Raw genomic sequence first — 25215 nt, 5'->3', positions numbered from 1 at the left:
GGTGTCGCCGGATGCCGCAAGAGCACCGGTCTAGGCTGACCGGATGCGGTGGGAGGGGCTGTTCGCGGATCTCGAGGGGCAGCTCGTCGCCGAGGAGCGTCGCGACCTCGACAGCGAGGTCGCCGAGCGCACCCGGCGCGAGCGGGCGCTCGTCGACCTCCCGGCGCGGCTCGCCGCGGGGGTCGGGCACCGGGTCGCGGTGGTCCTCGACGGCGGCCGGCTCGTCGAGGGCGAGCTGCGGGACATCGGCCAGGACTGGCTGCTCGTCGGCGCCGTGCCGACCGAGACCCTCGTCCCGGTGGCCGCGGTCGCGATCGTCACCGGTCTCCCGCCCGCGGCCGAGGACCCCGGCACCGCCAGGCGCTTCGGTCTCGGCTACGCCCTACGGGCGCTCGCCCGGGACCGGGCGACGGTGTCGCTCGAGCTGACCGGCGGCGCCCCCGTCGTCGGGACGGTCGACGTCGTCGCCGCGGACCACCTCGTCCTCGCGGAGCACCCGGAGGGCGAGCCGCGCCGGCGCGAGAACGTGCGCAGGCTCCTCACCGTCCCGCTGCGGGCCGTGCGGTGCGTCGAGTCGCGGCGCTGAGCGGCAGCCTCAGGCGCGCGGGGCCTCGGGGTCCTCGCCGCGGGTGGACACGAACTCGCGGGTCTCGGCGTACATCCGCTGGATGTAGCTCTCGAGCTCGCTCGTCTCGACCCGCCACTGGCCGCGCCCGCCGACCTTGATCGCCGGCAGGTCGCCACTGCGCACGAGCGCGTAGGCCTGCGCGGCGGAGATGTCGAGGATCTCGGAGACCTCGGTCAGCGGGATGAAGCGGCGGGGCACCGGGCCAGTGTGCCACCGCACCCCGGCGCGGCCCCGGCCGTCGTCCACAGGCTCGCCCGGTCGGGGGGCGCAGCGGGCGCCACTGCGTCAGAATCGGGCCCATGAGCCAGCTGCCGACGTCATCGGCCTCGAGGCTGCGCGCGCCGTCCTGGCGTGACTCGCGCCTGCTCGTGGGGGTCCTGCTCGTCATCCTGTCCACCGTCCTCGGCGCGGTGGTCGTCGCCCGCGCCGACGACCGCGTGCCCGTCTACACCGCCACCGGCTTCATCGCCCCGGGGGAGCAGGTCACGGCCGCCTCGGTGACCGTCGCCCGGGTCCAGCTCGGCGACCTCGAGGGCCGCTACCTCTCGGCCCGCGAGGAGCTGCCGCCCGACACCTACGCGCTGCGCGGGCTGAGCGCCGGCGAGCTCGTCCCGGTGGCGGGCGTGGGGGAGGCCGCGGCGGTCGAGGTCCAGCCCATCTCGCTCCTCGTCGACGCCGTGTCGGCCGCGGCGCTCTCCCGGGGTGACCGCGTCGACGTGTACGTCAACCGGCCCGACGGCTCCGAGGGCGTGGTGCGGCAGACCTTCGCCGGTCCGGAGCAGGTCCTCTCGGCCGTGGCGGTCGTCGCCGTCGCCGAGGAGGACTCCGTCATCGGCGGTGCCGACCAGACCCGGGCCGTGCGGGTCGCGGTACCTCGTGACGCGGTGCGCGACCTCGTCGGCGACGTCGACCTCGGGGCCCGGATCACCCTCGTCCCCGTCCCCTCGGCCCCGGCCGAGCCGGCGTCGTGACGAGCGTCCTCACCGCGGTCACCCACCGGCACGAGACGGCGCTCGTCTCGGCGCTCGAGGCGGCGCCGGGGCTGACCCTCGTCCGGCGCTGCGCCGACCTCGCGGAGCTGCTCTCGACGGGCGCCGCCGGCGTCGCCCGGGTCGCCGTCGTCTCGCCGGACCTGCGGGGCCTGGACCGGGACGCCCTGCGCCACCTCGCCGGACACGGCGTGCGGGTCGCCGGACTCGCCGCCCCGCAGGACGAGGACGGCGAACGGCGGCTGCGTCAGCTCGGGGTGGCGACGGTGCTGCGTCCCGAGGACGACGCGGCCACGGTCGGGGCCGCGCTCACCGCGCTCGCCGACGGGGCGACGTCCCACGTCCCGGAGGCGGCGGACGACGGACCGCCGGACCCCCTCCCTGCCCGGCCCGAGCGACCGACCCCGGTCACCGTCGTCTGGGGTCCCGGCGGCGCCCCCGGTCGCAGCACCGTCGCCGTCACCCTCGCCGCACAGCTCGCGACCGCCGGCGTGCGCACCCTCCTCGTCGACCTCGACACCTGGGGCGCCTCGGTCAGCCAGCTGCTCGGTCTCGTCGACGAGGCCCCCGGCGTCGCCGCCGCGGCCCGGGCGTCCGAGCAGGGGGCCCTCGACGTGCCCGGCCTCGCCCGGCTCGCCCCCGAGGCGCTGCCGGGTCTGCGGGTCCTCACCGGACTCCCGCGGGCCGACCGCTGGCCCGAGGTGCGAGCCGCCGCCGTCGAGGACGTCCTGCGCCTCGCCCGCTCGGTCGCCGACCACGTCGTCGTCGACACCGCCGCCCCGCTCGAGGACGACGAGGAGCTGAGCTACGACACGATGGCTCCGCGCCGGAACGCCGCCGCCCTCACCGCCCTCGAGGCGGCGGACGCGCTCGTCGTCGTCGGGGCCGCGGACGCCGTCTCGCTCCAGCGGCTCGTCCGGGGCGTCCAGGAGGTCGCGACGCTGCCCGCGCCACCCCCGACGGTCGTCGTCAACAAGGTCCGGGCGGGCGTCGCCGGGCCGAAGCCCGAGCGGGCGATCCGCGACGTGCTCGGCCGGTTCGCCGGCCTCGAGGACGTCCGGTTCCTGCCGTGGGCCGCCGACGACTGCGACGCCGCGGTCCTCGCCGGGCGGGCGCTCCCGGAGGTCCGGCCGCGCTCGCCGCTCTGCCTCGCGGTGGCCGACCTCGCCGCGGCCCTCGACGACCGTGCCCCGGTCGTCGGAGCGCGCTCACGAGGCGCCCGCGCGGGGCGCCGGCGGCGGGTGCGGGTCTGACACGATAGGCCCGTGGCAGACCGGCTCAGCTCGCTCGACGCGTCGTTCCTCCTCCTCGAGGACGCCGCGACGCCGATGCACGTCGGCTCCGTGCTCGTCTTCGACGTCCCGGACGGCGGCTTCGACCTCGACACGCTCGTCGGCCTCATCAGCGAGCGAATCGCCTACGTCCCGCGCTACCGCCAGCGGGTGCGCACCGTGCCCGGTGGCCTCGCGAACCCGGTGTGGGTCGACGACCAGGCCTTCGACATCGGCTACCACGTCCGCCGCAGCGCGCTCCCGCGTCCGGGCTCGGACGAGCAGCTCGAGGAGCTCGTGGCGCGCATCCTCCCGCGCCCGCTCGACCGGTCCCGCCCGCTGTGGGAGGTCTACCTCGTCGAGGGGCTCGCCGACGACCGCTTCGCGATCATCACCAAGAGCCACCACAGCCTCGTCGACGGCGTCCACGGCGTCGACATCGGCAACGTCCTCGTCGACGGCAACCCCTCCGGCAACGACGGGGTCCACGCGGCGTGGCGCCCCCGGCCCGAGCCCACCGCGGCCGAGCTGCTCGCCGGGGCGCTCGCCGACGCGGTGCGCACCCCGAGCCAGCTCGTCGAGTCCGTGCGCGGCGGGATCGAGGACGTCTCGCGGACGGTCGGGAAGGTCGCGGGGGTCGCCGGCGACGTGCTGTCCACCGTCGCCCGGGTCTCGGCCCGACCCGCGCCGTCGTCCCCGCTCAACGCGCCGGTGGGGCGTGCCCGCCGCTACGTCATGGTCGGCACCGACCTCGAGGACTACCGCACGGTCCGCTCGCGGCTGGGGCAGGGGTCGTTCGCCGACGAGGTGACGATCAACGACGTCGTCCTCGCCACCGTCGCGGGCGCCTTCCGGTCCTGGCTGCTCACCCGGGGCGAGCCGGTGCACCCCGGCACGACGGTGCGCGCGCTCGTGCCGGTGTCGGTCGAGGCGCCGGACGCCGGGGACGGCGAGCACCCGGGCAGCGAGATCGTCGCGTGCTTCGTCGACCTGCCGGTCGGCGAGCCGAAGCCGTCGATGCGGCTGCACCAGATCGCCTTCTCGATGCGCCAGCAGACCGAGTCCGGCGGGCGCCGGGCCGTCTCCGCGGAGGCCCTGACCGGTGTCGGCGGGTTCGCCCCGCCGACGATGCACGCGCTCGGGGCGCGGCTCGGCGGCATGCTCTCGCGCCGGATGCACAACGTCGTCATCACGAACGTCCCCGGTCCGCAGACCCCGCGGTACGCCGCCGGGGCCCAGCTCGCGGCGACGTACCCGGTGACCCCGCTCGGCGCCGCGCAGGCGCTCTCGATCGGGCTCACGTCGTACGACGGCGGGGTGTATTACGGCCTCTACGCCGACCGGGACGCGATGCCCGACGCCGACGTGCTCGGCCGCGGCCTCGTCGACGCCCTCCAGGAGCTCCTCGACGCCCCCGCGGCCCGCACCCGCTGACCGCCCACCGCACCCGCTGACCCCCGACCGCCCGACGAAGGACCGCCGATGCCGCTGACCCGCGTGTACCTCGCCCTGGCGCCCGCCGCCGTCCACGACCTCGCGTCGGCGGGCGAGGTCGGGCCGGCCCCGCTGCGTGCCCACGGGGTGACACCGGCGCTCGGCACGCCCGGGCTCGTCACCGACGAGGAGGAGCTCGAGCACCTCGCGTGGGTCGCCGCGACCGAGGAGGCCTCGCAGGTCGCGGGCGGGTCCCGCCGGGTCGTGGCCTCGGCGGACGTCGACGCGTCCGCCGTCATCGCTCCCGACACGTCCGACGTCCCCTCCCGGGTCGAGGTCACCGTCCCCGTCCCACGCACCCGGGTGGTGTCGTTCCACGTCGACGAGACGCCGGGGGACTCCGGCACGGCGGACCTGCTCTGGTTCGACGTCACCGAGCTCGCCGACGTCCGCGCGCTCGTCGGCGGGGCCTGACGGAAGTTGCGCCCGGCACCGACCGGGCGCGAGAGTGGTGGGCCCGACGTCGTGACCCGAGCGAGGAGCCCTCTTCCATGGACGCTGTGACGCGTGTCCCCGCCCCGACCAACGAGCCCGTCCTCGACTACGCCCCCGGCAGCACGGAGCGCGCCTCCCTCGAGGTCGCCCTCGCCGAGCTGGGCTCGACCGAGCACGAGCTGCCCCACACCATCGGCGGTGAGCGGGTCATGGGCGGCGGCAAGCGGTTCCAGGTCGTCCAGCCGCACGCGCACCGGAAGGTGCTCGGGGTCTCCAAGGCCGCGACGAAGGCCGACGCGAGCAAGGCCGTCGACGCCGCCGTCGCCGCCGCCCCCGCGTGGCGCGACCTGTCCTTCGACGACCGCGCCGCCGTCATCCTCCGCGCCGCCGACCTGCTGAGCGGTCCGTGGCGCAGCACGCTCAACGCGGCGACGATGCTCGGGCAGAGCAAGACCGCGATTCAGGCCGAGATCGACGCCGCCTGCGAGCTCATCGACTTCTGGCGCTTCAACGTCCACTTCGCGCGCCAGATCATGGAGGAGCAGCCGCCGGCGAACTCCAAGGGCGTGTGGAACCGCAGCGACCACCGCCCGCTCGAGGGTTTCGTGCTCGCGATCACCCCGTTCAACTTCACCGCCATCGCCGGCAACCTGCCGACGGCGCCGGCACTCATGGGCAACACCGTCGTGTGGAAGCCGTCGCCGACCCAGCAGCTCGCCGCGCAGAAGACGATCGAGCTGCTCGAGGCCGCCGGGATGCCGCCGGGCGTCATCAACCTCGTGACCGGAGACGGCGCCGCCGTCTCCGAGGTCGCCCTCACCCACCCGGACTTCGCCGGCCTGCACTTCACCGGCTCGACGCCGACGTTCCAGCACCTGTGGCGCACGATCGGAGAGAACCTCACGACCTACCGCCACTACCCGCGGATCGTCGGCGAGACCGGCGGCAAGGACTTCATCCTCGCCCACCCCAGCGCCGACCCGGCCGTCCTGACGACGGCGATGATCCGCGGTGCCTTCGAGTTCCAGGGGCAGAAGTGCTCCGCGGCCTCGCGCGCCTACGTGCCGCGGTCGGTGTGGCGGAAGATCAAGGGCGACCTCGTCGCGCTCACCGAGGGCATCACCCAGGGGCCGACGACCGACCTGTCGAACTTCATGGGCGCGGTCATCGACGACCGGGCGTTCGCCAAGCACAAGGACGCCATCGACCGCGCGCACGCGACGAGCGGCATCGACGTCGTCGCCGGTGGGACGTACGACGACTCCGAGGGGTACTTCGTGCGCCCGACCGTCGTCGAGGTGTCCGACCCGGCGGACCAGATGTTCAGCACCGAGTACTTCGGGCCGATCCTCGCCGTGCACGTCTTCCCGGACCGCCAGTACGACAAGGTCGTCGACCAGATGGAGTCGATCGCCCCCTACGCCCTCACCGGCGCGGTCATCGCCCAGGACCGCACGGCGATCGCGGACGCGATGCACCGGCTGCGGTTCGCCGCCGGCAACTTCTACGTCAACGACAAGCCGACCGGCGCCGTCGTCGGGCAGCAGCCGTTCGGTGGCGCGCGGGCGTCGGGGACGAACGACAAGGCCGGCGCCCCGCAGAACCTCATGCGGTGGACCTCCACCCGCTCGCTCAAGGAGACGTTCGTCCCGCCGACGGACTACCGCTACCCCCACATGGGCTGACGGCCCCCGCCTCCGCGCACCCCGCCCGGCCCCGTCACACCCCTGACGCGCGCCCCGAACGGCCCGCCGTCACCCCTCTGGCGCGCGTGCTACGGCGCAGTACCCGTCGTGATCACGACGGGTACCGCGCCGTAGCACGTGACCTGGAGGGCGTCAGCCGAGGCGCTCGCGGAGCATCCGGAGCTCGACGTCGACGGCCTCACCGATGGGTCCGGACGCGGCCTGCTCGATCTTGCCGCCGACGAACGGCACGTTGGCCTTGAGCTCGGCGTCGAGCGTCTCCGTCGTCCCGCCTCCCTCGGCCGTGAGCCGCAGCGTGCCCTTGAGGGTGAGCGGCGCGCCCTTGACGTGCAGGTCGACGACGGCCTCCCGCGAGCCGTCCGCGGCCGCGGCACCCCAGTCGTAGGTCTCGACGACGGTGAGGGAGTCGCCGACGAACGAGCGGGCGACGTCGGGCAGGTCGTCCGAGGGCAGCACGCGCGTCGCGCGGACGCGGTGCCCGACGCCGGTCTCGACGACGTCGACCTCGTGCGAGGTGGCGTGCGTCGCGGCGCACTTCGCCTTCTGGAACTGCGGGTCGGTGAGCGTCGCGTAGACCTCCGCGGGGGCCGCGGCCAGGGTCTCTCGCCTCGTCAGTCGCACGATCGGGTCCTTCCTCGGGGGACGGTGTCCCCGCGATCCTAGGGCCGAGCCGGACGGCCCCGGCCCGGCGGCGGGCCCGAACCCACGGGGAGCACCGGTGCCCGCGTCACCCGCACCCGCGTCACCGGCGCAGCGTGTCCGACGCCGCGGCCAGCCCGGTCGTCGAGCCCCGCAGCGCCGCGAGCAGGTCCGCACGGCGGCGCCGGTGCCGGGCGCGCACGGCGTCGAGGTCGGACCGCAGCGCCCGCGCCTCCTCGTCCCGGGCGAGCGTCGCCGCGGCGTCGGCCTCCCCGGCGATGCCGAGCGGCGGGACGACCCGTCCCTCGCGGACCTCGAGCCCCGCGGCCCGTGCCCGGTCCTCCAGGGCGCGGACCCGGGCCAGGAGGCCGGCCAGCTCCGTCGCGTGGTCCTGGAGGGTCCGGGACATCCGCTCCAGCTCCGCCGCCGTGTCGGCCGCCACGTCCGCGGCCGACGTCGCGGACCGGCGGAGCCGTACCGACCCGCGCCCGCCCCAGCCCTCGGCGAGGTCGTCGACGGCCTCCGTCACCGGCGCCGCCGCGGCCGCGAGGCGGCGGCCGGCGGCGGCGACCGTCACGGCGCACGCGCTCGTGGACGCCGGGTCGCCCGGGACGACGCTCACCGGGACTCCTCCCCGGGGAGGACGGACGCCGGGGTGCCGGCCGCGCCGGTGTCCGACCCGTCGGCCGAGCCGTCGTCCGGCGCGAGCCGGTCGAGGTCGCGGACGACCTCCGCGGCGCTCTCGCCGACGGCGCGGACGGTGTCGGCGACCTGGTCCAGCCAGCCGTCGAGGACGCGCTGCGCCTCCGGCTCACCGGTGACGACGAGGCAGCCGAGCACGTCGTCCTCGACCTCGGTGACGGCGTCCCGCAGGGCCTCGAGCCGGGCACGCGCGCTCGCGGCGCGGCCGGGGTCGGGACGCAGGGGCACCCGCCCACCGTAGCCGGGACGGGCCGGGGCGCCGCGGGGTTGCCCACAGGCCCCACCGGTCCCGCGCACCCCGCCCGCGCCCCCCTCCCGTGACCCCGGTGACGGTCGCTAGTCTCGGGAGCGAGGGCACGAGGGCGTGGACCTCCCCGCGTGACCGGTGCCCTGTGACGAAGGAGTGCGACCCCCTGATGACCATCGCCCCGGCCAGCACCCGCGAGGACGTCCTCGCCCCGATCGCCGCCGCGTTCGAGGAGCTCGCACCGGACGGCTGGGGGCGCGGCTTCGTCGAGCGGTACTTCCGGTACACCCCGCTCGACGAGCTGACCTCGCGCACCCCCGACACCTTCGCCGGGGCGGCCTTCAGCCACCTGAGGCTGGCCCAGGAGCGCAGCCCGGGGGAGGCCAACGTCCGGGTCTACAACCCGAGCACGGAGGTCGACGGCTGGTCGAACCCGCGCACGATCATCCAGGTCGTCACCGACGACATGCCCTTCCTCGTCGACTCGGTGACCGGCGCCCTCGTCCAGGAGGGCATCGACATCCACCTCATCATCCACCCGCAGCTCGTCGTCCGTCGCGACGCGGGCGGGCGGGTGACCTCCGTGGAGAACCGGGACATCGACAAGGACGTCCGGCGGGACGGCACGGGGGAGTGCGCCGAGTCCTGGATGCTCCTGTCCGTCGACCGCGAGGGCGACGAGGCCCGCCGCGAGGAGATCGAGGCGACGATCCGCCGCGTCCTCGGTGACGTCCGGCGCGCCGTCGACGACTGGCCGAAGATGCGCAGCCGCTGCCTCGTTCTCGCCGCCGAGCTCGAGGGGGCACCCCCGGCCGGGATCGCCGCCGAGGAGGTCACCCTCGCCACCCGGTTCCTGCGCTGGATGGCCGACAACCACTTCACCTTCCTCGGCTACCGCGACTACCGGCTCGAGCAGACCCCCGACGGCGAGGTCATCGCCCCCGTCGCCGGCTCCGGACTCGGGATCCTCCAGGCCGACCCGCCCGCCGACCGGGCGCCCGACGTCCTCACCGAGCGGGCCGCCGACGAGGCGCACACGAAGAACCTCCTCGTGCTGTCCAAGGCCAACGCCCGCTCGACGGTCCACCGCACGGCCCACCTCGACTACGTCGGGGTCAAGCAGCTCGACGAGCGCGGCGAGGTCGTCGGGGAGCGCCGCTTCCTCGGTCTCTACGCCTCGACGGCCTACACCGAGTCGGTGCTGCGCGTCCCGCTCGTCGCCGAGAAGGTCCGGGCCGTCCTCGACCGCTCGGGCCTCGCCCCGGACAGCCACACCGGCAAGGACCTCCTCGAGGTCCTCGAGTCCTACCCGCGCGACGAGCTCTTCCAGGCCGGCGTCGACCGGCTCTACGAGACCGCGCTCGCCGTCACCCAGCTGCAGGAGCGGCGCCGCACGAAGCTCTTCGTCCGCGAGGACGACTTCGGCCGGTTCGCCTCGTGCCTCGTCTTCATCCCGCGGGACCGCTACAACACCGCCGTGCGCACCCGGATGGCGGCGATCCTCGAGGAGACGTTCGGCGGCGACGACGTCGAGTTCTCTGCCCGGGTCAGCGAGTCCGCCCTCGCCCGCCTCCAGTTCGTCGTGCGGATGCCGAAGGGCACGACGGTCCGCACCCTCGACCGGGAGGAGAAGGAGGCCCTGGAGCAGCGGCTCGTCGAGGTGAGCCGCACCTGGACCGACCGGCTCGGCGACGCCCTCGACGGCAAGCACGGCGAGGAGGAGGGCGACCGGCTCATGGACCGGTTCGGCCGCGCCTTCCCCACGGCCTACGAGGAGACGTTCACGGTGAGCCAGGGGCTCGCCGACATCAGCCACCTCGACCGGCTCGGCGAGGACCAGGGCACGTCGGTCGCGCTCTACCGGCCGCCGGGTGCCCCGGACACGATCCGCCGGTTCAAGCTCTTCCGGGCCGACCCGCTCTCGCTCACCGACATCCTGCCGATCTTCACGCACATGGGCGTCGAGGTCGTCGACGAGCAGCCGTTCCCCGTCGAGCGCACCGACGGTCGGGTCCTCCACGTCTACGACTTCGGCCTGCGGGTCCACGACGTCGCGCTGTGGGAGTCCTGCTCGCACGAGCGGCTGCGTGACCTCTTCGAGGGCGCCGTCGCCGCCGTGTGGGACGGCCGGGCGGAGTCCGACGGCTTCAACAAGCTCGTGCTCGGGGCGCAGCTGACGTGGCGGCAGGTCGTCGTCCTGCGCACCGTCGCGAAGTACCTGCGCCAGGCGCGGGCGACGTACTCGCAGGACTACCTCGAGGACGCGCTCGTCGCCCACCCGGAGATCGCCCGCGGGCTGGTCGAGGTCTGGCAGGTCCGCTTCGACCCGGACCGGTTCGCCGACGACGACGCGGGCCGGGCGGAGCGCTCGGACGCCGAGGACGCGGCCGCCGAGCAGGTCCTCGAGGCGCTCGACGACGTCTCGAGCCTGGACCACGACCGCATCGTGCGCGCCTTCCTCGGGGTGATCCGCGCCGGCCTGCGGACGAACTTCCACCAGCCGGGGCGGGACGGGGCCGAGCACCACCCGTACGTGTCGGTCAAGCTGGACCCGCGGGCCGTGCCCGACCTGCCGGCGCCGCGGCCGCAGTTCGAGATCTTCGTCTACAGCCCCCGAGTCGAGGGCGTCCACCTGCGCTTCGGCCCGGTCGCCCGCGGGGGGCTGCGCTGGTCGGACCGCCGGGAGGACTTCCGCACCGAGATCCTCGGGCTGGTCAAGGCGCAGATGGTCAAGAACGCCGTCATCGTCCCGACCGGCTCCAAGGGAGGCTTCTACGCCAAGCGGCTGCCGGACCCGCAGGTCGACCGCGAGGCGTGGCTCGAGGAGGGCAAGGCCGCGTACCGGACCTTCATCTCCGGCCTGCTCGACGTCACGGACAACCGCGTCGCCGGGGAGATCGTCCCGCCGGAGCGGGTCGTCCGGCACGACGGGGACGACCCGTACCTCGTCGTCGCCGCCGACAAGGGCACCGCGACCTTCTCGGACATCGCGAACGGCGTCGCGCAGTCCTACGGCTTCTGGCTCGACGACGCGTTCGCCTCCGGCGGGTCGGCGGGCTACGACCACAAGGCGATGGGCATCACCGCCCGCGGCGCGTGGGAGTCGGTGAAGCGGCACTTCCGCGAGATGGGCGTCGACACCCAGCGCGAGGAGTTCACCGTCGTCGGGGTCGGCGACATGAGCGGGGACGTCTTCGGCAACGGGATGCTGCTCTCGGAGCACATCCGGCTCGTCGCGGCGTTCGACCACCGGCACGTCTTCGTCGACCCGAGCCCCGACGCGGCGACCTCGTACGCCGAGCGGCGACGTCTGTTCGACCTGCCGCGCTCGTCCTGGGACGACTACGACCGGTCGCTCGTCAGCGAGGGCGGCGGCGTCTTCCCGCGGTCGCTGAAGTCCGTGCCGGTGTCGGCGCAGATACGCGAGGCGCTCGGGCTGGCGGCGGGGACGACGTCGATGACGCCGGCGGAGCTCATCCACGCCATCCTCCTCGCGCCCGTCGACCTGTTGTGGAACGGCGGCATCGGCACCTACGTCAAGGCCGCGACCGAGGGACACGACGAGATCGGCGACCGGGCCAACGACGGCATCCGCGTCGACGGCCGCGACCTGCGGGTCAAGGTCGTCGGCGAGGGCGGCAACCTCGGGCTGTCCCAGCTGGGGCGCATCGAGGCCGCGTTCCACGGCGTGCGGGTCAACACCGACGCGATCGACAACTCCGCCGGCGTCGACACCTCGGACCACGAGGTGAACATCAAGATCCTCCTCGGCGAGGTGGTGCGTGACGGCCGGCTGGACACCGAGCAGCGCAACGAGCTCCTCGCGTCGATGACCGACGACGTCGCCGACCACGTGCTGCGGGACAACTACGAGCAGAACGTCCTGCTCGGCAACGCCCGCGCCCAGGAGCACCAGATGGTGAGCGTCCACGAGCGCTTCATGCACTGGCTCGAGGAGCGTGGCGACCTCGACCGGGCCCTGGAGTTCCTACCGGGCGACGCCGAGCTCGAGAAGCGCCAGCAGGAGGGCCTGGGCCTGAAGAGCCCGGAGTTCTCCGTGCTCGTCGCCTACGCCAAGCTCGCCCTCAAGGAGGACATCCTCGTCAGCGAGATCCCGGACGACCCGTACTTCGGGTCGACCCTGGCCGGGTACTTCCCCGAGCCCATCCGGGAGCGGTACGCCGCCGAGCTCGCCGAGCACCCGCTACGCCGCGAGATCGTCACGAACAGCGTCGTGAACTCGATGGTCAACCGCGGCGGCATCACCTTCGCCTACCGCTGCCAGGAGGAGGCCGGCGCCGGCCCCGAGCAGGTGACGAGGGCGTTCGTCGTCTGCCGCGAGGTGTTCGGGCTGGCCGACTACGTGCGACGGGTCGAGGCGCTCGACAACGAGGTGCCGACGGCCGCGCAGACGGCGCTGTACCTCGAGATCCGGCGGCTCATGGACCGCAGCGTGCGGTGGTTCCTCCAGACCCGGCCGACGACCCTCGACATCGGCGCCGAGGTCGAGCGGTTCGCCGGCCCGGTCGCCGACGTCACCCCGACCGTGCCGGACCTGCTGCGCGGGGACGAGCGGGAGCGGATGCTCGAGAAGGCGGCCGGCTTCCAGGAGCAGGGCGTCCCCGAGGACCTGGCCGTCCACGCCGCGACGCTGCTCGACCTGTACTCGATGCTCGACATCGTCGACGTCGCCGCCGACACCGGCCGCGAGCCCGGCGAGGTCGCCGCGCTGTACTACGTCGTGTCCGAGCGGTTCGGGATCGACGCGATGCTCACCGCCGTGAGCCGGCTCGCCCGCGAGGACCGCTGGGACGCGCTCGCCCGCGGCGCCCTGCGGGACGACCTCTACGGCGTCCTCGAGGCGCTGACCCGGTCGGTGCTCGACGTCGCGGGCGACGCGGCGAGCGACCCCAGCGAGCGGTACGAGGTGTGGGCGGAGGCCAACGCCGGGTCCATCGAGCGGGCGACGACCGCGCTCGCGGGCATCGAGCGGCTGGAGACGCCGACGATCGCCGCGCTGTCGGTCGCCCTGCGGACGCTGCGCTCGGTCATCCGCGTCGGGTCGGCCGGCTGAGGGCGGGTGCCGTCAGCCGGCCGTCGGTGGCGGCCGGACCCCGCAGTCGGCCGGAAGACGCCGGCGGTCGGGGTCAGCCCGCGCAGCTGCGGTAGAGCGCCGGACGCTGGTCCTCCTCCGCGACGACGAGGGTCCGGCCGCCGTCGCGCAGGGTGAGGTCGACCCGGGCGAGGGTGTCCGGGCCGTCCTCGATGGGGTCGGGGTAGCCGAACGTGGCGCGGAAGCGGGTCGGCGAGCTCTCGGCCACCGCGCGCAGGGTGCCGCGGGTCTCGAAGTACTCGATCGTGCGGTCGGTGACCTCGATGACCCGGCCCGCGGTCGCCCCGCCCCGCTCGCAGTCGGCGGCGCTCACCTGCTCGTCGCCGTCCTCGACGGCGGTCCAGACGCCGCGGAAGGGGGCGGGGACCCGGGGGGCGGCGTCCGTGCCGCCCGTGGCCGTCGGCCGGGGCGTGGGGGTCGGGGTCGGCGGTGCGGCCGTCTCCTCCGGGGTGAGCGTCGGCAGCGGCGTCGAGGTCTCGCTCGGGCTCGGCGAGGGGTCGGTCTCCGTGGGCTCGGGGGTCGGCGACGCGCTCGGTGACGTCGCCGAGGGGGAGGGGGTCGCGGTCGGGCTCGGGTCGGCCTCGGGGTCCGCGCCCGCGCAGCCGCCGAGCAGCCCGGCGGCGAGCAGCGCGGCGAACGGGGCCGCGGTGGGGACGGTCGGGTGACGCATCGTGCTCTCCTCGTCGGGCGGGTGGACCGTGTGGTGGTCCCACGGTGCCGTGCCGAGGGCCCGGACGCCGGGGGACGCGCCGGGCCGGTCGCTCCGCCGGTCGTCGTCGTCCTGTCACCGGGGGTACGCACGGGCGGCCCGTCCGGTTGCCTATGCTCGGGCCTCGTGACGACGCTCGCTGGGATGCTGCGGCAGACGACGACGCTCGAGCCTGCCCAGTCGGAGTGGCTGCACCTCCTCGTCGGGGACTGGCAGATGGTCGCCGACCTCTCCTTCGCCGACCTCGTCCTCTGGGTCCGTGGCGGGATGGACGGCTGGCGTGCCGTCGCCCACGTCCGGCCGAACACCGGGCCGATGGTCTTCTACGACGACATCGTCGGACGCTCCTCGACGCGGGCGCGGGCGGCGACGCTCGACGAGGCGGCCCGGGGGCGGCGGATCGTCGCGACCCCCGAGCCGACGATGCGCGAGGACATGTCCGTGCGCGAGGACGCCGTCCCGGTCGTGTGCGAGGGGCAGGTCATCGCCGTCGTCACCCGGCACATGAACCTCACCGGCGGGCGCATCACGAGCCGGCTCGAGCTGACCTACCGCGACCTCGCCGACTCGATCCTGCGGATGGTGGCGACGGGGGAGTTCCCCTCGCCGTCGGCGCCGACGGGGCTGCGCCGCGGCGCCCCGCGGGTCGGCGACGGGGTCATCCACCTCGACCCGGACGGCGTCGTCCGGTACGCGAGCCCGAACGCGGTGTCGGCGATCCATCGGATGGGGCACGTCGGGGACGTCCTGGGCGAGACGCTCGCCAAGATCGTCGCCGACCTCGAGGGGGAGGGCGAGTCGCACCAGGTCGACGAGTCGCTCGCCGTCGTCGTCATGGGCCGGGCGGCCTGGCGCACCGAGGTCGAGACGCGGACGGCGACGGTGACGATGCGCGCCATCCCGTTCACCGAGCACGGCGTGCGCCGCGGGGCGATGCTGCTGCTGCGCGACGTCTCCGAGCTGCGCCGCCGCGAGCAGGAGCTGCTCACCAAGGACGCGACGATCCGCGAGATCCACCACCGGGTGAAGAACAACCTGCAGACCGTCGCGGCGCTGCTGCGGCTCCAGGCGCGCCGGGTGCCCGAGGAGGACGCCAAGGCGGCGCTCGCGGAGGCCGTGCGCCGGGTCGCGACGATCGCGCTCGTCCACGAGACGCTCTCCAGCGGGTTCGACGAGATGGTGAGCTTCGACGAGATCGCGGTCCGGGGGCTGCGGGCGACGGTCGAGGTCGCGACCGCCGAGCACCACGTCGAGTCCCGGTTCGAGGGCTCGTTCGGGCGGGTGCGGGCGGAGGACGCGACGGCGCTGGCGATGATCATCAGCGAGCTCGTGCAGAACGCCATCGAGCACGGCTTCCCGGACCGCTCCGGCACGGTCGTCGTGCGCGCCGACCGCGTCGAGGCCGAGGCCGGCGACGAGCTGACGGTGACGGTGACCGACGACGGGGCGGGGCTGCCGGCGGGCTTCCGGCCGGTGCTCGCCGGGCTCGGGACGCGGATCGTCACCTCGTTCGTCCAGGACCTGCGGGGGAAGATCCGGTGGGCGAACGCCCATCCGCACGGCACGAAGGTGACGTTCGTCGCGCGGCTTCGCCCGGTGCGCTGACGAGCAGTGGGTGCGGCGTCCGCGCCCGGGCACACGGAAGGGCCGGTCCCGCCTGGGCGGAACCGGCCGGAGTCGGTGTGGTGGTGCGGGGTGGTGCGGCGGCGTCAGCCGGCGCGGCGGGCCCGGGCGTTGCGGCGCTTGAGGGCGCGGCGCTCGTCCTCGGACATGCCGCCCCAGACGCCGGCGTCCTGGCCGGACTCGATGGCCCACTTGAGGCAGGTGTCGAGCACCTCGCACCGACGGCACACGGCCTTGGCCTCCTCGATCTGAGCGATCGCCGGGCCGGTGTTCCCGATCGGGAAGAACAGCTCCGGGTCCTCGTCGAGGCACGCAGCGCGATCGCGCCAGTCCATGGGTGGTGCTCCTTGTCAGCGGGGTGTCACAGATCTCTGGCCGGCAGGAGGGAATGGGCTGCTCGGCGACCAGGGTGGCGCCGTTGCAACCCGAGTGTTTCGGACGTGTTAAGCACAGACGTCCTTGGCGTTACTCTACCGTGACCGACCCAATCCGGCTAGAGGTTCGGCGCAGGTCGCCCGGCGCCTACGTGGCCAACGGTCGGACGGGCCCGGGATGTTCCCACGGTCTCGAGGTCTCCTAGGCTGCCCCTCGTGTCCGACGCTCCCACGCCACCCCCTCGCCCCGCATCCGGAGCGCGGGAGGGGACGAACCGCCTCGTGGCGGCGGTCTCGTGCGCGGTGCAGGCCCTCGCGCTCTTCGGGTTCGCGGTCTTCTACGTCTACGAGCTCTCGATCGGGGAGGGGAGCGACACCGGGCGGGTCGTCATGTCGGCGGTGCTCATCGCGCTCGCGGGGGCCGGGCTCGGCCGTCTCGCGTGGGGGTGGGTGCGCCGCGCCTGGTGGCCGCGGACGCCGACGATCCTGTGGAACGGGCTCATGCTGCCGGTCGGCTACAGCGTGCTCCAGGCGGGGACGCCCCTCGTCGGCTGGGCCGTGCTCGTCGTCGCCGTCGTCACGCTGGTCGCCGCCCTGCGGACGCCGCCGCGCCAGCCGGACGACCCGCAGGAGCAGCAGCCGGCCTGACGCCGGTACCGGGTCCGCTGTCGGCCCCGCGGTCGTCGAGGACCTGGACCTCGATCGTGGCCCCGGCCAGCACGACGAGCCCGCGGCCCGGGGGTGTCGTCCCGCCCGGCCCGTCGGCCGGGAGCGGTCCCGCGCCCAGCAGGTCGCCGTCGCCCCTGGCCGGCCGCAGGACGAGGCCGAGGCCGTGCCGGGCGATCGAGGCGTCGAGCCCCCGGAAGCGTCCGCGCAGGGTCGCGGGCGTCGTGGCGGCGACGACCGCTCCCGCGTCGCGGTCGACGAGGTCGGCGATCTCCTCCGCGAAAGGTGCCAGGGGGGCGTCGTCGAGCCGGTCCGCGTCGTCGACGAGCAGGAGCAGGTCAGGGTGCCGGGTCCGCAGGTCCACGAGCCGGTCGGCGTCCTGCGGTCCGATGACCTCGACACCGTCCCCCGGCAGGTCCTCGCCGCGAGGCCCCTCGCCGCGCGGCGTGTCACGGACCAGCACGACCGTCCGGTGCGCCGCTGCCGAGCGGGCAAGCACGTCGAGCGCGGTGGACCGGCCCGACCCCGGGGGGCCGACGACGAGGAGCCGGCGGCCGTCCCGCTCAGGTGTCCAGGCCCACAGCCTGCCGTCGGGGGCGGCGAGGCCGAGCGGGACCGAGCCGGGCTCCGGGCGATCGGCCGGGCGCGGGGCCGGGCGTGGGGCCCTGCGGGGGAGCGGACGGTAGGTCCACGGCGGGCGCAGCCTCGCCGGCGGCGCCCCCGGGCCCGGGCGGGCGGGCGTCACCACCTGGACCTCGCGTCCGTCCCGCGCCCTGATCCCCCGGCCGGGGGGAGGGTCGGGCGGCAGTAGTCCGGAGGGCAGACCGGTGATGGCGGCGTCGACCGGGTCCGGCTCACCGAGCAGGAGCAGCTCACCGCCGAGCGCGCCCCACCGCGGTCTCAGCAGGTCCCGCCCGCCCGTGACGGCCGCGCGCAGGCCATGGCCGGCGCCGTCGCGCAGGGTGCGGAACAGCGCCTCGGTGAGCGGGGTGGCGTCGCGGGGGTCGTCCGACTCGGCGAGCCGCTCCCAGCCGTCGACGACGAGCAGGGTCGTGACGTCGGACGGTCCCGCCACCAGCGCCTCGAGGTGGTCGAGGAGGGCCCGGACGGCCGGCCGGTCCCGCGGGTCGACGACGGCGCCGACGTGCGGGAGCCCGGCCCAGTCGGGCCGGTCCGGCGCGACGACGTGGACGTGCAGGTCGTCCGGGCCGAGCACGGTGCTCGCGGCGGTCACGAGGGCGGCGACGGCGCCCGAGCGACCGGACCGTGGTCGACCGACGAGACGCCACAGCGGGACGGCGGGTCCCCACTCCCACGCGTCCTGCCGCTGCAGGTCCGGCTCGTCGACCAGGGCCACGGTGGCGGAGTCCCCGGGTGCGGGCAGGACGTCGGGGAGGGGCGGCAGCCAGGGTCGGTGCACGCGGTGGGCCGTTCGGTCTCCGGCAGCACGGACGACCTCGACGACGGCGGCCGTCTCCGCCCCGCGGTCCACGTCGGTGGGGTGATCCGGTGCGCACTCCGTCCGGACCTCGACGGGCGGCGGCTCGACCAGGGGCGCGACGAGCGCGGACTGGAACTCGTGGAGGACGCCGTCGCCACCACAGGCCAGTCCGCGGCCGGGGGCTCGGCCGGGGAGGGTGGCCGCCTCGTCGGAGCCGATGACGCCGACGGAGTCGGCCCGGTCGCGGACGCGGAAGGCGATGCGGAGGTTGACGTTGGCCTGCACCTCGGGGGTCACCGTCCCGGAGGGCCGCTGGGTCGCGAGGACGAGGTGGATGCCGAGCGAGCGGCCCTGGGCGGCGAGGCGCACGAGGCCGCGCACTGCCTCCGGCTGCTCGTCGACGAGAGCACGGAGCTCGTCGACGACGACCACGAGCCGGGGGATCGGGGTGCCGCCGCGGAGGCGGTGGTCATCGAGGTCCGCGGCGCCGGAGGTCGCGAGCGCGCGCTCCCGGCGTCGGAGCTCGGCGTCCAGGGAGCGCAGCACCCGCTCGACGAGTCGGCCGTCGAGGTCGGTGACGAGACCCACGACGTGCGGGAGCCGGACACAGGGGCCGAACGCCGCGCCGCCCTTGAAGTCGACGAGGAGGAGGGTGAGCGCCTCCGGCGGGGAGTCCAACGACAGCCCCGTGACGAGGGTGCGGAGGAACTCGGACTTCCCGGATCCCGTCGTCCCGCCCACCAGGAGGTGGGGTCCGTCGCGGGCGAGGTCGATCCGGTACGCCCCGTCCGTCCCGGCGCCGACGGTGCACGTGGGGCCGGTCGACCGACGCCACCGGTCCGCGACCGCGTCCGGCGTGAGTGCCGGGCCCCCGTCGAGGACGGCCGCGAGGGCGACGGAGCCCGGGAGCGCCGTGCCGCCGGGTCCGTCGAGGCGCAGAGGGGCCAGGGCACGGGACAGCCGGTCGGTCCAGGCGTCTCCCACACCGTCGGCGACGAGCGTCCGGGTGCCGTCTGCGGCCCGCAGCGTCGCGGACGCCCCGTCCAGGAGCTCGAGCACGGCGCTGCAGCCGTCCGGGAGATCGGTCCGTTCCGGGACGACGAGGACCCTGACGTCCGCCCCGGACGGCGGGTCGGTGCCGACCTCCACCGCGACGGAGAGCGGCGCCTCCCCGGAGTGGGGCAGACGGACCTGCCACCGGCCGAGGCCCGTGTCGGGCCGCTGGAGGACCCGCAGCCTGCCGGGCGGGTGGCGCACGACGAGCTGGCCGAGGACCCCCGCCGCGACCGCGCACCCGCGTCCGAGCGGACCGACGACACCGAGGACCGGGTGCTCCCGCAGGTCGACGGCGACGGGCACGGAGGCCGCGACGCCCGGCGTCTCGCCGGACTCCGCGGTGCGCACCGCCCTCGAGGGCAGGTCGCCGAGTCCCAGTCGCACGGTGAGGTCGTCGGTCGTCGCCCACAGCCCGGGACCGTGATGCTCGGCCGTCGTGAGGACGGAGTGCGGGTCGGGATGACGGGCGTGCCGGGCCCGGCACTCCGCGGCGACCGCGTTCGCGAAGGTCCGGTCGGCCTCGTCGACCTCCCGCCCCCACTGCTCCAGCGCGGCCCGGTGGCGACGGCGCCCGCCCACCCGGTCACCGAGGCCGGTGGCCAGGACGACGACGGGTCCGACGAGCGCGAACGCGAGGAGGTGGGGTCCGAGGAGGAAGGCCATGACGACGAAGACCGGGACGGGGACGAGCGCCGCGAGCCACGGGATCCGACCGGGGGCCGGAGCCGGTGGTCGTCGTGGGACCTCGACCCGCGCGGCCGGGAGCCGCGTCGGTGGAGCGGGCCCGGGCCTGATCCGGACGGTGCCGTCGCCGGGATGGTCGACGGGCAGGCCGGGGCCGGCCCCGGGACGCAGCACCAGCGTGCTGGCGCCGATCGAGACCACCGCGGAGGTGTCGACCCGGCTGCTGCCGGTGATCCTCCGGCCGTCGACGAGGACCCCGTTCGTGGCTCCGAGGTCCTGGGCGGTCACGCCGTCGGCGTCGACGACGAGGCGGACGTGCCGCCGGCTGAGGGACGGGTCGTCGAGCCGCAGCCCGCTGCGGGGGGAGCGACCGACCTCGACGCCGTCCGGCCCGAGCGGGAGGCTCCTGCCCGCGTCCGGCCCGGACCTGCACACGACCTCGAGGACGGTGCCCGGCCGGCCCCCTGCCGCGTTCGGTGCACCGTCCTCGGGCCGTGCCCCCACGACGACGGAGGCGCCGTCGAGCAGCGGCGGCATGCCCACGGGCATGTCGTCCGGCAGCGCGCGGCCCGCGACGTCGAGAGCGTGGACGGACATCCCGAGGTGCTCCCCCAGCACGCGCCGGAGGTCCTCGACCCGTGCACCCGAGCGGGCCGTGACGACGACCTCGACGGGGCGGGGTCTGCGGCGCGGCACGTGCACCGTGAGGCGGATGTCCATGCGACGGGACGCTAACCACGACGCGTGACCGGGCCGTCGGGTTTTCCACAGGGTCGCCGCGGACGCGGGCCCGTCCCGCCGCACGGGTCACGTTGTCCACAGGTGTCCCGGTTCGGGTCGCGCGCACCGGGGTCCATGCGGTTCCCTGGTCTCCGAGGTCGCTGGGGAGCGTCCGGGGAGAGGGGTGGCGATGGACGCCGTGCGCACGCTCGAGGGAGAGGTCCGCGAGCTCATCCGCCGCTCGGGCCTGGACCCGGTGCGCGACGAGGGTGCCGTCCGTCGGCTGGTCCGCGACGCCGTGAGCGACTACGACGAGCGCTCGTTGCACGGGGGGATGCCGGTGCTCGCCGACGTCGAGCAGGCCTCGAAGGCGGTGTGGGACAGCGTCGTCGGGTACGGACCGCTCCAGCAGTACTTCGACGACCCGCGTGTCGAGGAGATCTGGGTCAACGAGCCGTCGCGCGTGTTCGTCGCCCGGGACGGGGTGGCCGAGCTCACGACGACCCTCCTCACCCACGAGCAGGTCCGCGACCTCGTCGAGCGGATGCTCAAGTCCTCCGGCCGCCGGGTCGACCTGTCGAGCCCGTTCGTCGACGCGGTCCTGCCGGACGGCAGCCGGCTGCACGTCGTCATCCCGGACATCTCCCGTGAGCACTGGTTCGTCAACATCCGCAAGTTCGTCGTCAAGGCGGACTCGATGGACGACCTCGTCCGGCTCGGCTCGCTCACGGCGCAGGCCGCCCGGTTCCTCGAGGCGTCGGTCGCCGCCGGGCTCAACATCCTCGTCGCCGGAGGGACGCAGGCGGGGAAGACGACCCTGCTGAACTGCCTCGCCGCTGCCGTCCCGTCGAGGGAGCGGGTCGTCACGTGCGAGGAGGTCTTCGAGCTGCGCATCCCCCATCGCGACGTGGCGGCGATGCAGTGTCGCCAGCCCTCGCTCGAGGGGACCGGTGAGATCCCGCTCCGCCGGCTCGTCACCGAGGCCCTGCGGATGCGTCCGTCGCGCATCATCGTCGGCGAGGTGCGTCAGGCCGAGAGCCTCGACCTCCTCATCGCCCTGAACTCCGGGTTGCCGGGCATGTGCACGATCCACGCCAACAGCGCCCGCGAGGCCGTGACGAAGATGTGCACCCTGCCGCTCCTGGCGGGCGAGAACGTCTCCGCCCGCTTCGTCGTGCCGACCGTCGCCTCGTCGATCGACCTCGTCGTCCATGCCGCGCTCGAGCGGGACGGGCGCCGGACGGTCCGCGAGATCGCCGCCGTGCCGGGCCGCGCGGAGGAGGACGTCGTGGAGATCGCGGAGCTCTTCGTGCGCCGTGGCGGCGACCTCGTCCGTGCGGACGGCTTCCCGCCCCACGTGGAGCGGTTCGAGCGGGCCGGCTTCGACGTCGCGGCCCTGCTCGGCGGGGGTGCGACGTGACGGGGGTCGGGATCGGGCTCGCCGCCGGGATCGGGCTCTTCCTCGTGTGGTGGAGCTGCTGGGTCCCCGACCCGCCGAGACCCCGGGCGGCCCGGAACGCCGGCCCCCTCGACCGGCTCTCCGACGAGGTCGTCCAGGCCGGGTTCGCCGGGCTGACCCTGCGCGGCCTGCTCGTCATGTCCGTCGTGGCCTTCGGTCTCGTCCTGGCCATCGGCTGGCTGACGATCGGCGTCCTGCCGGTCGCCGTGTGCTTCGCCGCCATCGCGTCCGCCGTGCCGGTCGTCGTCGTCCGTCGTCGGGCCAGGGTTCGGCGCGCCGTCCTGCGCGACCTGTGGCCCGACGCGGTCGACAACATCGCCTCCGCCGTCCGGGCGGGGCTCGCGCTGCCGGAGGCGCTCGCGCAGCTCGGTGACCGGGGGCCCGAGGAGCTGCGGGAGCCGTTCCGGGCGTTCGCCGACGACTACCGGATGACGGGACGCTTCTCCGACTGCCTCGACCTCCTCAAGGAACGGCTCAGCGACCCCGTCGGTGACCGCCTCGTCGAGAGCCTGCGCATCGCCCGCGAGGTCGGTGGCAGCGACCTCGGACGCCTGCTCCGGACGCTGTCGGGCTTCCTGCGGGAGGACGCCCGGACCCGGGCAGAGCTCGAGACCCGGCAGTCCTGGACGGTCAACGCGGCGCGCCTGGCCACCGGGGCGCCGTGGGTGGTCCTGCTCGTCATGTCCGGGAACGCCGGGTCGATCGGGGCGTTCTCGAGCGCGCTCGGTGCGGCCGTGCTCGCCGGGGGCGGCGTCGTCACCGCCGTCGCCTACTGGACGATGATGCGCATCGGTCGGCTGCCCGAGGACCAGCGGGTGCTGCGATGACCGGCACGGTGCTCGAGGGCGCGCTGCTCGGCCTCGTGGGCGGCCTGGGTCTGTGGCTCGTGTGGGCCGGGCTCCCGCTCAACCGCCGGCCCGGGCTCGCCGATCGCGTCCTTCCCTACCTGCGGGACACGCCACGCCCCTCGCGCCTGCTCGACGACGGGCGGGTGCCGCGTGGGGCCCTGCGGATCATCGCGACACCCCTCGTACGCGACCTCGCCCGGCGCGTGGAGCGGGTGATGGGCGGTGCCGCCTCCGTGCGCTCGCGTCAGCTGCGGGCCGGGCTGGCGCCCGACGTCGACCGCTTCCGCGCCGAGCAGGTGCTCTGGGGCGTCGGGGGAGCCGTCGCGGGCGCCGCGCTCGGGACCGGTCTCGCCGTCCTGAGGGGCTCCTCCGTCGTCCCGGTGCTGCTCATGACCGGGATCGGACTCGGCCTCGGGATCGCGGGGGCCGACTACCTCCTCGGCGTGCGGGCCACCCGCCGCGAGCGGCGGATGCTGGCCGAGTTCCCCACCGTCGCCGAGCTGCTCGCGCTCGCGGTCGGAGCAGGGGAAGGAGCCGTGGGGGCCCTCGAACGGGTGTGCCGCCTGTCCGACGGAGAGCTCGCCACCGAGCTGCGGCGCTGCCTCGCCGACGCCCGAGCGGGTGCCAACCTCCCGACGGCACTGCAGGGGCTCGCGGACCGCAGCGGATTGCCCAGCCTGCGCCGGTTCGTCGACGGTGTCGTCGTCGCCGTCCAGCGCGGCACCCCCTTGGGCGAGGTGCTGCGGGCCCAGGCGCAGGACGTCCGCGAGGAGGGCCGACGTCACCTCATGGAGGCCGGCGGCAAGAAGGAGATCGTCATGATGGTCCCGGTCGTCTTCCTCATCCTCCCGGTCACCGTTCTCTTCCTCGTCTTCCCCGGCTTCACGCTGTTCCGCTTCACCCTCTGACCACGACCGACCCCGGAAGGACCGACCATGACCCGAACCCGACGCCGCACCGCGGCTCCGACGACCCCGACCCGCCGCCGTGAGCGTGGCGACGTCCCCGGCTGGGTGCTCATCACCCTCATGACCGCCGGCCTCGTCGCGGCTCTCTGGGTCGTCGCCGAGGACCAGCTCGTCAGCCTGTTCCAGCAGGCGCTCTCCAGCGTCGCGCCCTGAGCCCGTGAGGTCCCGTCGCCCGGAGGCGGGAGCGGCGGTCGCGGACTTCGCCCTGGTGTCCACCGTCCTCGTCGCCGTCTTCCTCGCGGTAATGCAGCTCGGTCTGGCGCTGCACGTGCGCAACACGCTGGTGTCCGCGGCGTCGGAGGGGGCTCGGCTCGGGGCGCGCGCGGACGCCGTGCCCGGCCAGGCCGAGTCCCGCACCCGCGCCCTCATCGGCGCCACGCTCTCCAGCGGCTACGCCCGGGACGTCAGCGCCCGGCGCACCACGGTCGCCGGGGTGGAGGTCGTCGAGGTGCGGGTCGTCGCCCCCGTGCCGGTGCTCGGCCTGCTCGGTCCGGACGGGCGGTTCGACGTGACCGGACGCGCCTTCGCGGAGGACCAGTGAGCCCGCTGTCGGTCCGCGACGAACGCGGCAGCGCGGTCGTCGAGCTCGTCACGCTCGGCGTGCTGCTGCTCGTGCCGCTCGTCTACCTCGTCCTCGCCCTGGGTCGCGTGCAGGCCGGTGCCTTCGCCGTGAGCCAGGCCGCCCGGGAGTCCGGTCGGGCCTTCGTCACGACCGACGCGGGGGAGGACGCGTCCGCGCGAGCGCGGGCCGCCGCGGAGATCTCCTTCGCGGACCACCGCTTCGACGGCGAGGGCGTCGTCGACGTCGCCTGCGACGGGTCGCCCTGCCTGCGCCCCGGTGGGGTCGTGGTGACGACGGCGAGCGTGCGCGTCGCCCTGCCCCTGCTCCCGACCTTCGTCGAGGGTGCGGTGCCCCTGTCGATCCCGGTGTCGGCGACCCACGTCTCGACCGTCGACCGCTTCCGGAGCACCCCGTGAGCGGCCGGACCCGCCGCGACGAGCGCGGGACGATCGGCGTCCTGCTCCTCGGGCTCTCCGTCATCGCGATGACCCTCGTCGCGGGGGCCGTCGCGGTGACCTCGGCCCAGCTGTCCCGGATGGCGCTGCTCGACGTCGCCGACGGCGCCGCGCTCGCGGCGGCCAACGCTCTCGACGAGGGGGCCTACGCCGAGGGCGTCGGGGAGGCGGTGCCCCTCAGCGACGTCTCCGTCCGGGACGAGGCGGTCCGGTACCTCGCGAGCACCGAGCGCCCGGCACGGGTCACCGGGTGGCGGCTCGGCGCGGGGACCGGGACACCGGACGGCGAGACGGCCGTCGTCGTGCTCGTCGGCGACGCCGAGCTGCCGATGGTCGGCGGGATGCTGAGCGACCTCGGCGTGGCCATCACGATCACCGTGACCTCGTCGGCGCGGGCGGACGTCGTGCAGCCGTGACGCACCCCTG

At 75.1% G+C, this 25215-nt stretch carries 23 protein-coding genes; 16 read left to right on the top strand and 7 right to left on the bottom strand.

The window, feature by feature from the left end; all coding sequences use genetic code 11:
- The first annotated feature begins 43 nt into the window (after positions 1–43).
- The gene (locus KC207_RS11365) at positions 44–586 is read left to right on the top strand and encodes a hypothetical protein (protein ID WP_211603140.1); all 543 of its coding nucleotides are present in this window, start codon (positions 44–46) and stop codon (positions 584–586) included.
- 9 nt (positions 587–595) lie between these two features.
- Here KC207_RS11365 and KC207_RS11360 read toward each other — a convergent pair whose 3' ends face one another.
- Complete coding sequence (locus tag KC207_RS11360) at positions 596–826, bottom strand: helix-turn-helix domain-containing protein (protein WP_211603139.1); 231 nt, start codon at positions 824–826, stop codon at positions 596–598.
- A 101-nt stretch (positions 827–927) separates the two neighbouring features.
- On the opposite strand from KC207_RS11360, the gene KC207_RS11355 reads away from it, so the two are divergent.
- The 5 genes from KC207_RS11355 (at position 928) to pruA (ending at position 6502) form a co-directional block, all read left to right on the top strand.
- Entirely contained in the window at positions 928–1599 is a 672-nt protein-coding gene (locus KC207_RS11355) for a CpaB family protein (protein WP_211603138.1), read from the top strand.
- A complete protein-coding gene (locus KC207_RS11350; RefSeq protein WP_211603136.1) occupies positions 1596–2870 on the top strand; it encodes a CpaE/TadZ family protein in 1275 nt (424 codons plus the stop codon). The genes KC207_RS11355 and KC207_RS11350 overlap by 4 nt, the downstream gene beginning before the upstream one ends.
- Before the next feature lie 12 nt (positions 2871–2882).
- Positions 2883–4322 carry a WS/DGAT/MGAT family O-acyltransferase gene (locus KC207_RS11345; RefSeq protein ID WP_211603135.1) on the top strand — a complete coding sequence of 480 codons (1440 nt, stop codon included), beginning with the start codon at positions 2883–2885 and terminating at the stop codon, positions 4320–4322.
- A gap of 48 nt (positions 4323–4370) precedes the next feature.
- Entirely contained in the window at positions 4371–4796 is a 426-nt protein-coding gene (locus KC207_RS11340; RefSeq protein ID WP_211603134.1) for a DUF6912 family protein, read from the top strand.
- A 77-nt stretch (positions 4797–4873) separates the two neighbouring features.
- Complete coding sequence (gene pruA, locus KC207_RS11335) at positions 4874–6502, top strand: L-glutamate gamma-semialdehyde dehydrogenase (RefSeq protein ID WP_211603133.1); 1629 nt, start codon at positions 4874–4876, stop codon at positions 6500–6502.
- 153 nt (positions 6503–6655) lie between these two features.
- Here pruA and KC207_RS11330 read toward each other — a convergent pair whose 3' ends face one another.
- From KC207_RS11330 to KC207_RS11320, 3 genes are all read right to left on the bottom strand, one after another.
- Entirely contained in the window at positions 6656–7144 is a 489-nt protein-coding gene (locus KC207_RS11330) for a DUF2505 domain-containing protein (protein WP_211603132.1), read from the bottom strand.
- 121 nt (positions 7145–7265) lie between these two features.
- Positions 7266–7784, bottom strand: a complete 519-nt coding sequence (locus KC207_RS11325; RefSeq protein ID WP_211603131.1) for a hypothetical protein — start codon at positions 7782–7784, stop codon at positions 7266–7268.
- A complete protein-coding gene (locus KC207_RS11320; protein WP_211603130.1) occupies positions 7781–8092 on the bottom strand; it encodes a hypothetical protein in 312 nt (103 codons plus the stop codon). Before KC207_RS11320 ends, KC207_RS11325 begins: the two co-directional genes overlap by 4 nt.
- Before the next feature lie 188 nt (positions 8093–8280).
- On the opposite strand from KC207_RS11320, the gene KC207_RS11315 reads away from it, so the two are divergent.
- A complete protein-coding gene (locus KC207_RS11315) occupies positions 8281–13185 on the top strand; it encodes an NAD-glutamate dehydrogenase (RefSeq protein WP_211603129.1) in 4905 nt (1634 codons plus the stop codon).
- Between the two features lie 73 nt (positions 13186–13258).
- On the opposite strand, the gene KC207_RS11310 is transcribed toward KC207_RS11315, so the two are convergent.
- Positions 13259–13894, bottom strand: coding sequence for a hypothetical protein (locus KC207_RS11310; RefSeq protein ID WP_211603128.1), 636 nt, complete (start codon positions 13892–13894; stop codon positions 13259–13261).
- A 165-nt stretch (positions 13895–14059) separates the two neighbouring features.
- Here KC207_RS11310 and KC207_RS11305 point away from each other — a divergent pair, with 165 nt between their 5' ends.
- Positions 14060–15538 carry a sensor histidine kinase gene (locus KC207_RS11305; protein ID WP_211603127.1) on the top strand — a complete coding sequence of 493 codons (1479 nt, stop codon included), beginning with the start codon at positions 14060–14062 and terminating at the stop codon, positions 15536–15538.
- A 104-nt stretch (positions 15539–15642) separates the two neighbouring features.
- On the opposite strand, the gene KC207_RS11300 is transcribed toward KC207_RS11305, so the two are convergent.
- Complete coding sequence (locus KC207_RS11300; RefSeq protein ID WP_030527568.1) at positions 15643–15891, bottom strand: WhiB family transcriptional regulator; 249 nt, start codon at positions 15889–15891, stop codon at positions 15643–15645.
- 255 nt (positions 15892–16146) lie between these two features.
- On the opposite strand from KC207_RS11300, the gene KC207_RS11295 reads away from it, so the two are divergent.
- A complete protein-coding gene (locus KC207_RS11295) occupies positions 16147–16578 on the top strand; it encodes a hypothetical protein (RefSeq protein ID WP_211603126.1) in 432 nt (143 codons plus the stop codon).
- On the opposite strand, the gene KC207_RS11290 is transcribed toward KC207_RS11295, so the two are convergent.
- Positions 16508–20497 carry an FtsK/SpoIIIE domain-containing protein gene (locus KC207_RS11290; protein ID WP_211603125.1) on the bottom strand — a complete coding sequence of 1330 codons (3990 nt, stop codon included), beginning with the start codon at positions 20495–20497 and terminating at the stop codon, positions 16508–16510. The genes KC207_RS11295 and KC207_RS11290 overlap by 71 nt on opposite strands.
- Before the next feature lie 190 nt (positions 20498–20687).
- Between KC207_RS11290 and KC207_RS11285 the strand changes: the two genes are divergently transcribed.
- Genes KC207_RS11285 through KC207_RS11255 form a run of 7 tightly spaced genes read left to right on the top strand, consistent with a single transcriptional unit; the run spans position 20688 to position 25205 of the window.
- Positions 20688–21917 (top strand): TadA family conjugal transfer-associated ATPase, encoded by a 1230-nt coding sequence (locus KC207_RS11285; RefSeq protein ID WP_211603124.1) that lies wholly within the window; start codon positions 20688–20690, stop codon positions 21915–21917.
- Positions 21914–22783, top strand: coding sequence for a type II secretion system F family protein (locus KC207_RS11280; RefSeq protein WP_211603123.1), 870 nt, complete (start codon positions 21914–21916; stop codon positions 22781–22783). Before KC207_RS11285 ends, KC207_RS11280 begins: the two co-directional genes overlap by 4 nt.
- Entirely contained in the window at positions 22780–23712 is a 933-nt protein-coding gene (locus KC207_RS11275) for a type II secretion system F family protein (RefSeq protein ID WP_211603122.1), read from the top strand. Before KC207_RS11280 ends, KC207_RS11275 begins: the two co-directional genes overlap by 4 nt.
- Before the next feature lie 27 nt (positions 23713–23739).
- On the top strand, positions 23740–23925 hold the full coding sequence (locus KC207_RS11270) for a hypothetical protein (RefSeq protein ID WP_211603121.1): 186 nt from the start codon (positions 23740–23742) through the stop codon (positions 23923–23925).
- A gap of 4 nt (positions 23926–23929) precedes the next feature.
- On the top strand, positions 23930–24313 hold the full coding sequence (locus KC207_RS11265) for a TadE/TadG family type IV pilus assembly protein (protein ID WP_211603120.1): 384 nt from the start codon (positions 23930–23932) through the stop codon (positions 24311–24313).
- On the top strand, positions 24310–24750 hold the full coding sequence (locus KC207_RS11260) for a pilus assembly protein (protein ID WP_211603119.1): 441 nt from the start codon (positions 24310–24312) through the stop codon (positions 24748–24750). Before KC207_RS11265 ends, KC207_RS11260 begins: the two co-directional genes overlap by 4 nt.
- The gene (locus tag KC207_RS11255; protein ID WP_211603118.1) at positions 24747–25205 is read left to right on the top strand and encodes a pilus assembly protein TadG-related protein; all 459 of its coding nucleotides are present in this window, start codon (positions 24747–24749) and stop codon (positions 25203–25205) included. Before KC207_RS11260 ends, KC207_RS11255 begins: the two co-directional genes overlap by 4 nt.
- Positions 25206–25215 lie beyond the last annotated feature (10 nt).

Origin of the sequence: Phycicoccus avicenniae, assembly GCF_018139485.1 — a bacterium.
GTDB lineage: Bacteria > Actinomycetota > Actinomycetes > Actinomycetales > Dermatophilaceae > Phycicoccus > Phycicoccus avicenniae.
Note: the sequence above shows the minus strand (reverse complement) of the source record. Positions and strands in the feature narration are given on the sequence as shown.

Bases quoted from the DNA above. Each gene is read 5' to 3' on its own strand.
- KC207_RS11365 (WP_211603140.1), top strand. From the start codon at position 44: ATGCGGTGGGAGGGGCTGTTCGCGGATCTCGAGGGGCAGCTCGTCGCC.
- KC207_RS11355 (WP_211603138.1), top strand. From the start codon at position 928: ATGAGCCAGCTGCCGACGTCATCGGCCTCGAGGCTGCGCGCGCCGTCC.
- KC207_RS11340 (WP_211603134.1), top strand. From the start codon at position 4,371: ATGCCGCTGACCCGCGTGTACCTCGCCCTGGCGCCCGCCGCCGTCCAC.
- pruA (WP_211603133.1), top strand. From the start codon at position 4,874: ATGGACGCTGTGACGCGTGTCCCCGCCCCGACCAACGAGCCCGTCCTC.
- KC207_RS11315 (WP_211603129.1), top strand. From the start codon at position 8,281: ATGACCATCGCCCCGGCCAGCACCCGCGAGGACGTCCTCGCCCCGATC.
- KC207_RS11310 (WP_211603128.1), bottom strand. From the start codon at position 13,894: ATGCGTCACCCGACCGTCCCCACCGCGGCCCCGTTCGCCGCGCTGCTC.
- KC207_RS11300 (WP_030527568.1), bottom strand. From the start codon at position 15,891: ATGGACTGGCGCGATCGCGCTGCGTGCCTCGACGAGGACCCGGAGCTG.
- KC207_RS11290 (WP_211603125.1), bottom strand. From the start codon at position 20,497: ATGGACATCCGCCTCACGGTGCACGTGCCGCGCCGCAGACCCCGCCCC.
- KC207_RS11285 (WP_211603124.1), top strand. From the start codon at position 20,688: ATGGACGCCGTGCGCACGCTCGAGGGAGAGGTCCGCGAGCTCATCCGC.
- KC207_RS11275 (WP_211603122.1), top strand. From the start codon at position 22,780: ATGACCGGCACGGTGCTCGAGGGCGCGCTGCTCGGCCTCGTGGGCGGC.
- KC207_RS11270 (WP_211603121.1), top strand. From the start codon at position 23,740: ATGACCCGAACCCGACGCCGCACCGCGGCTCCGACGACCCCGACCCGC.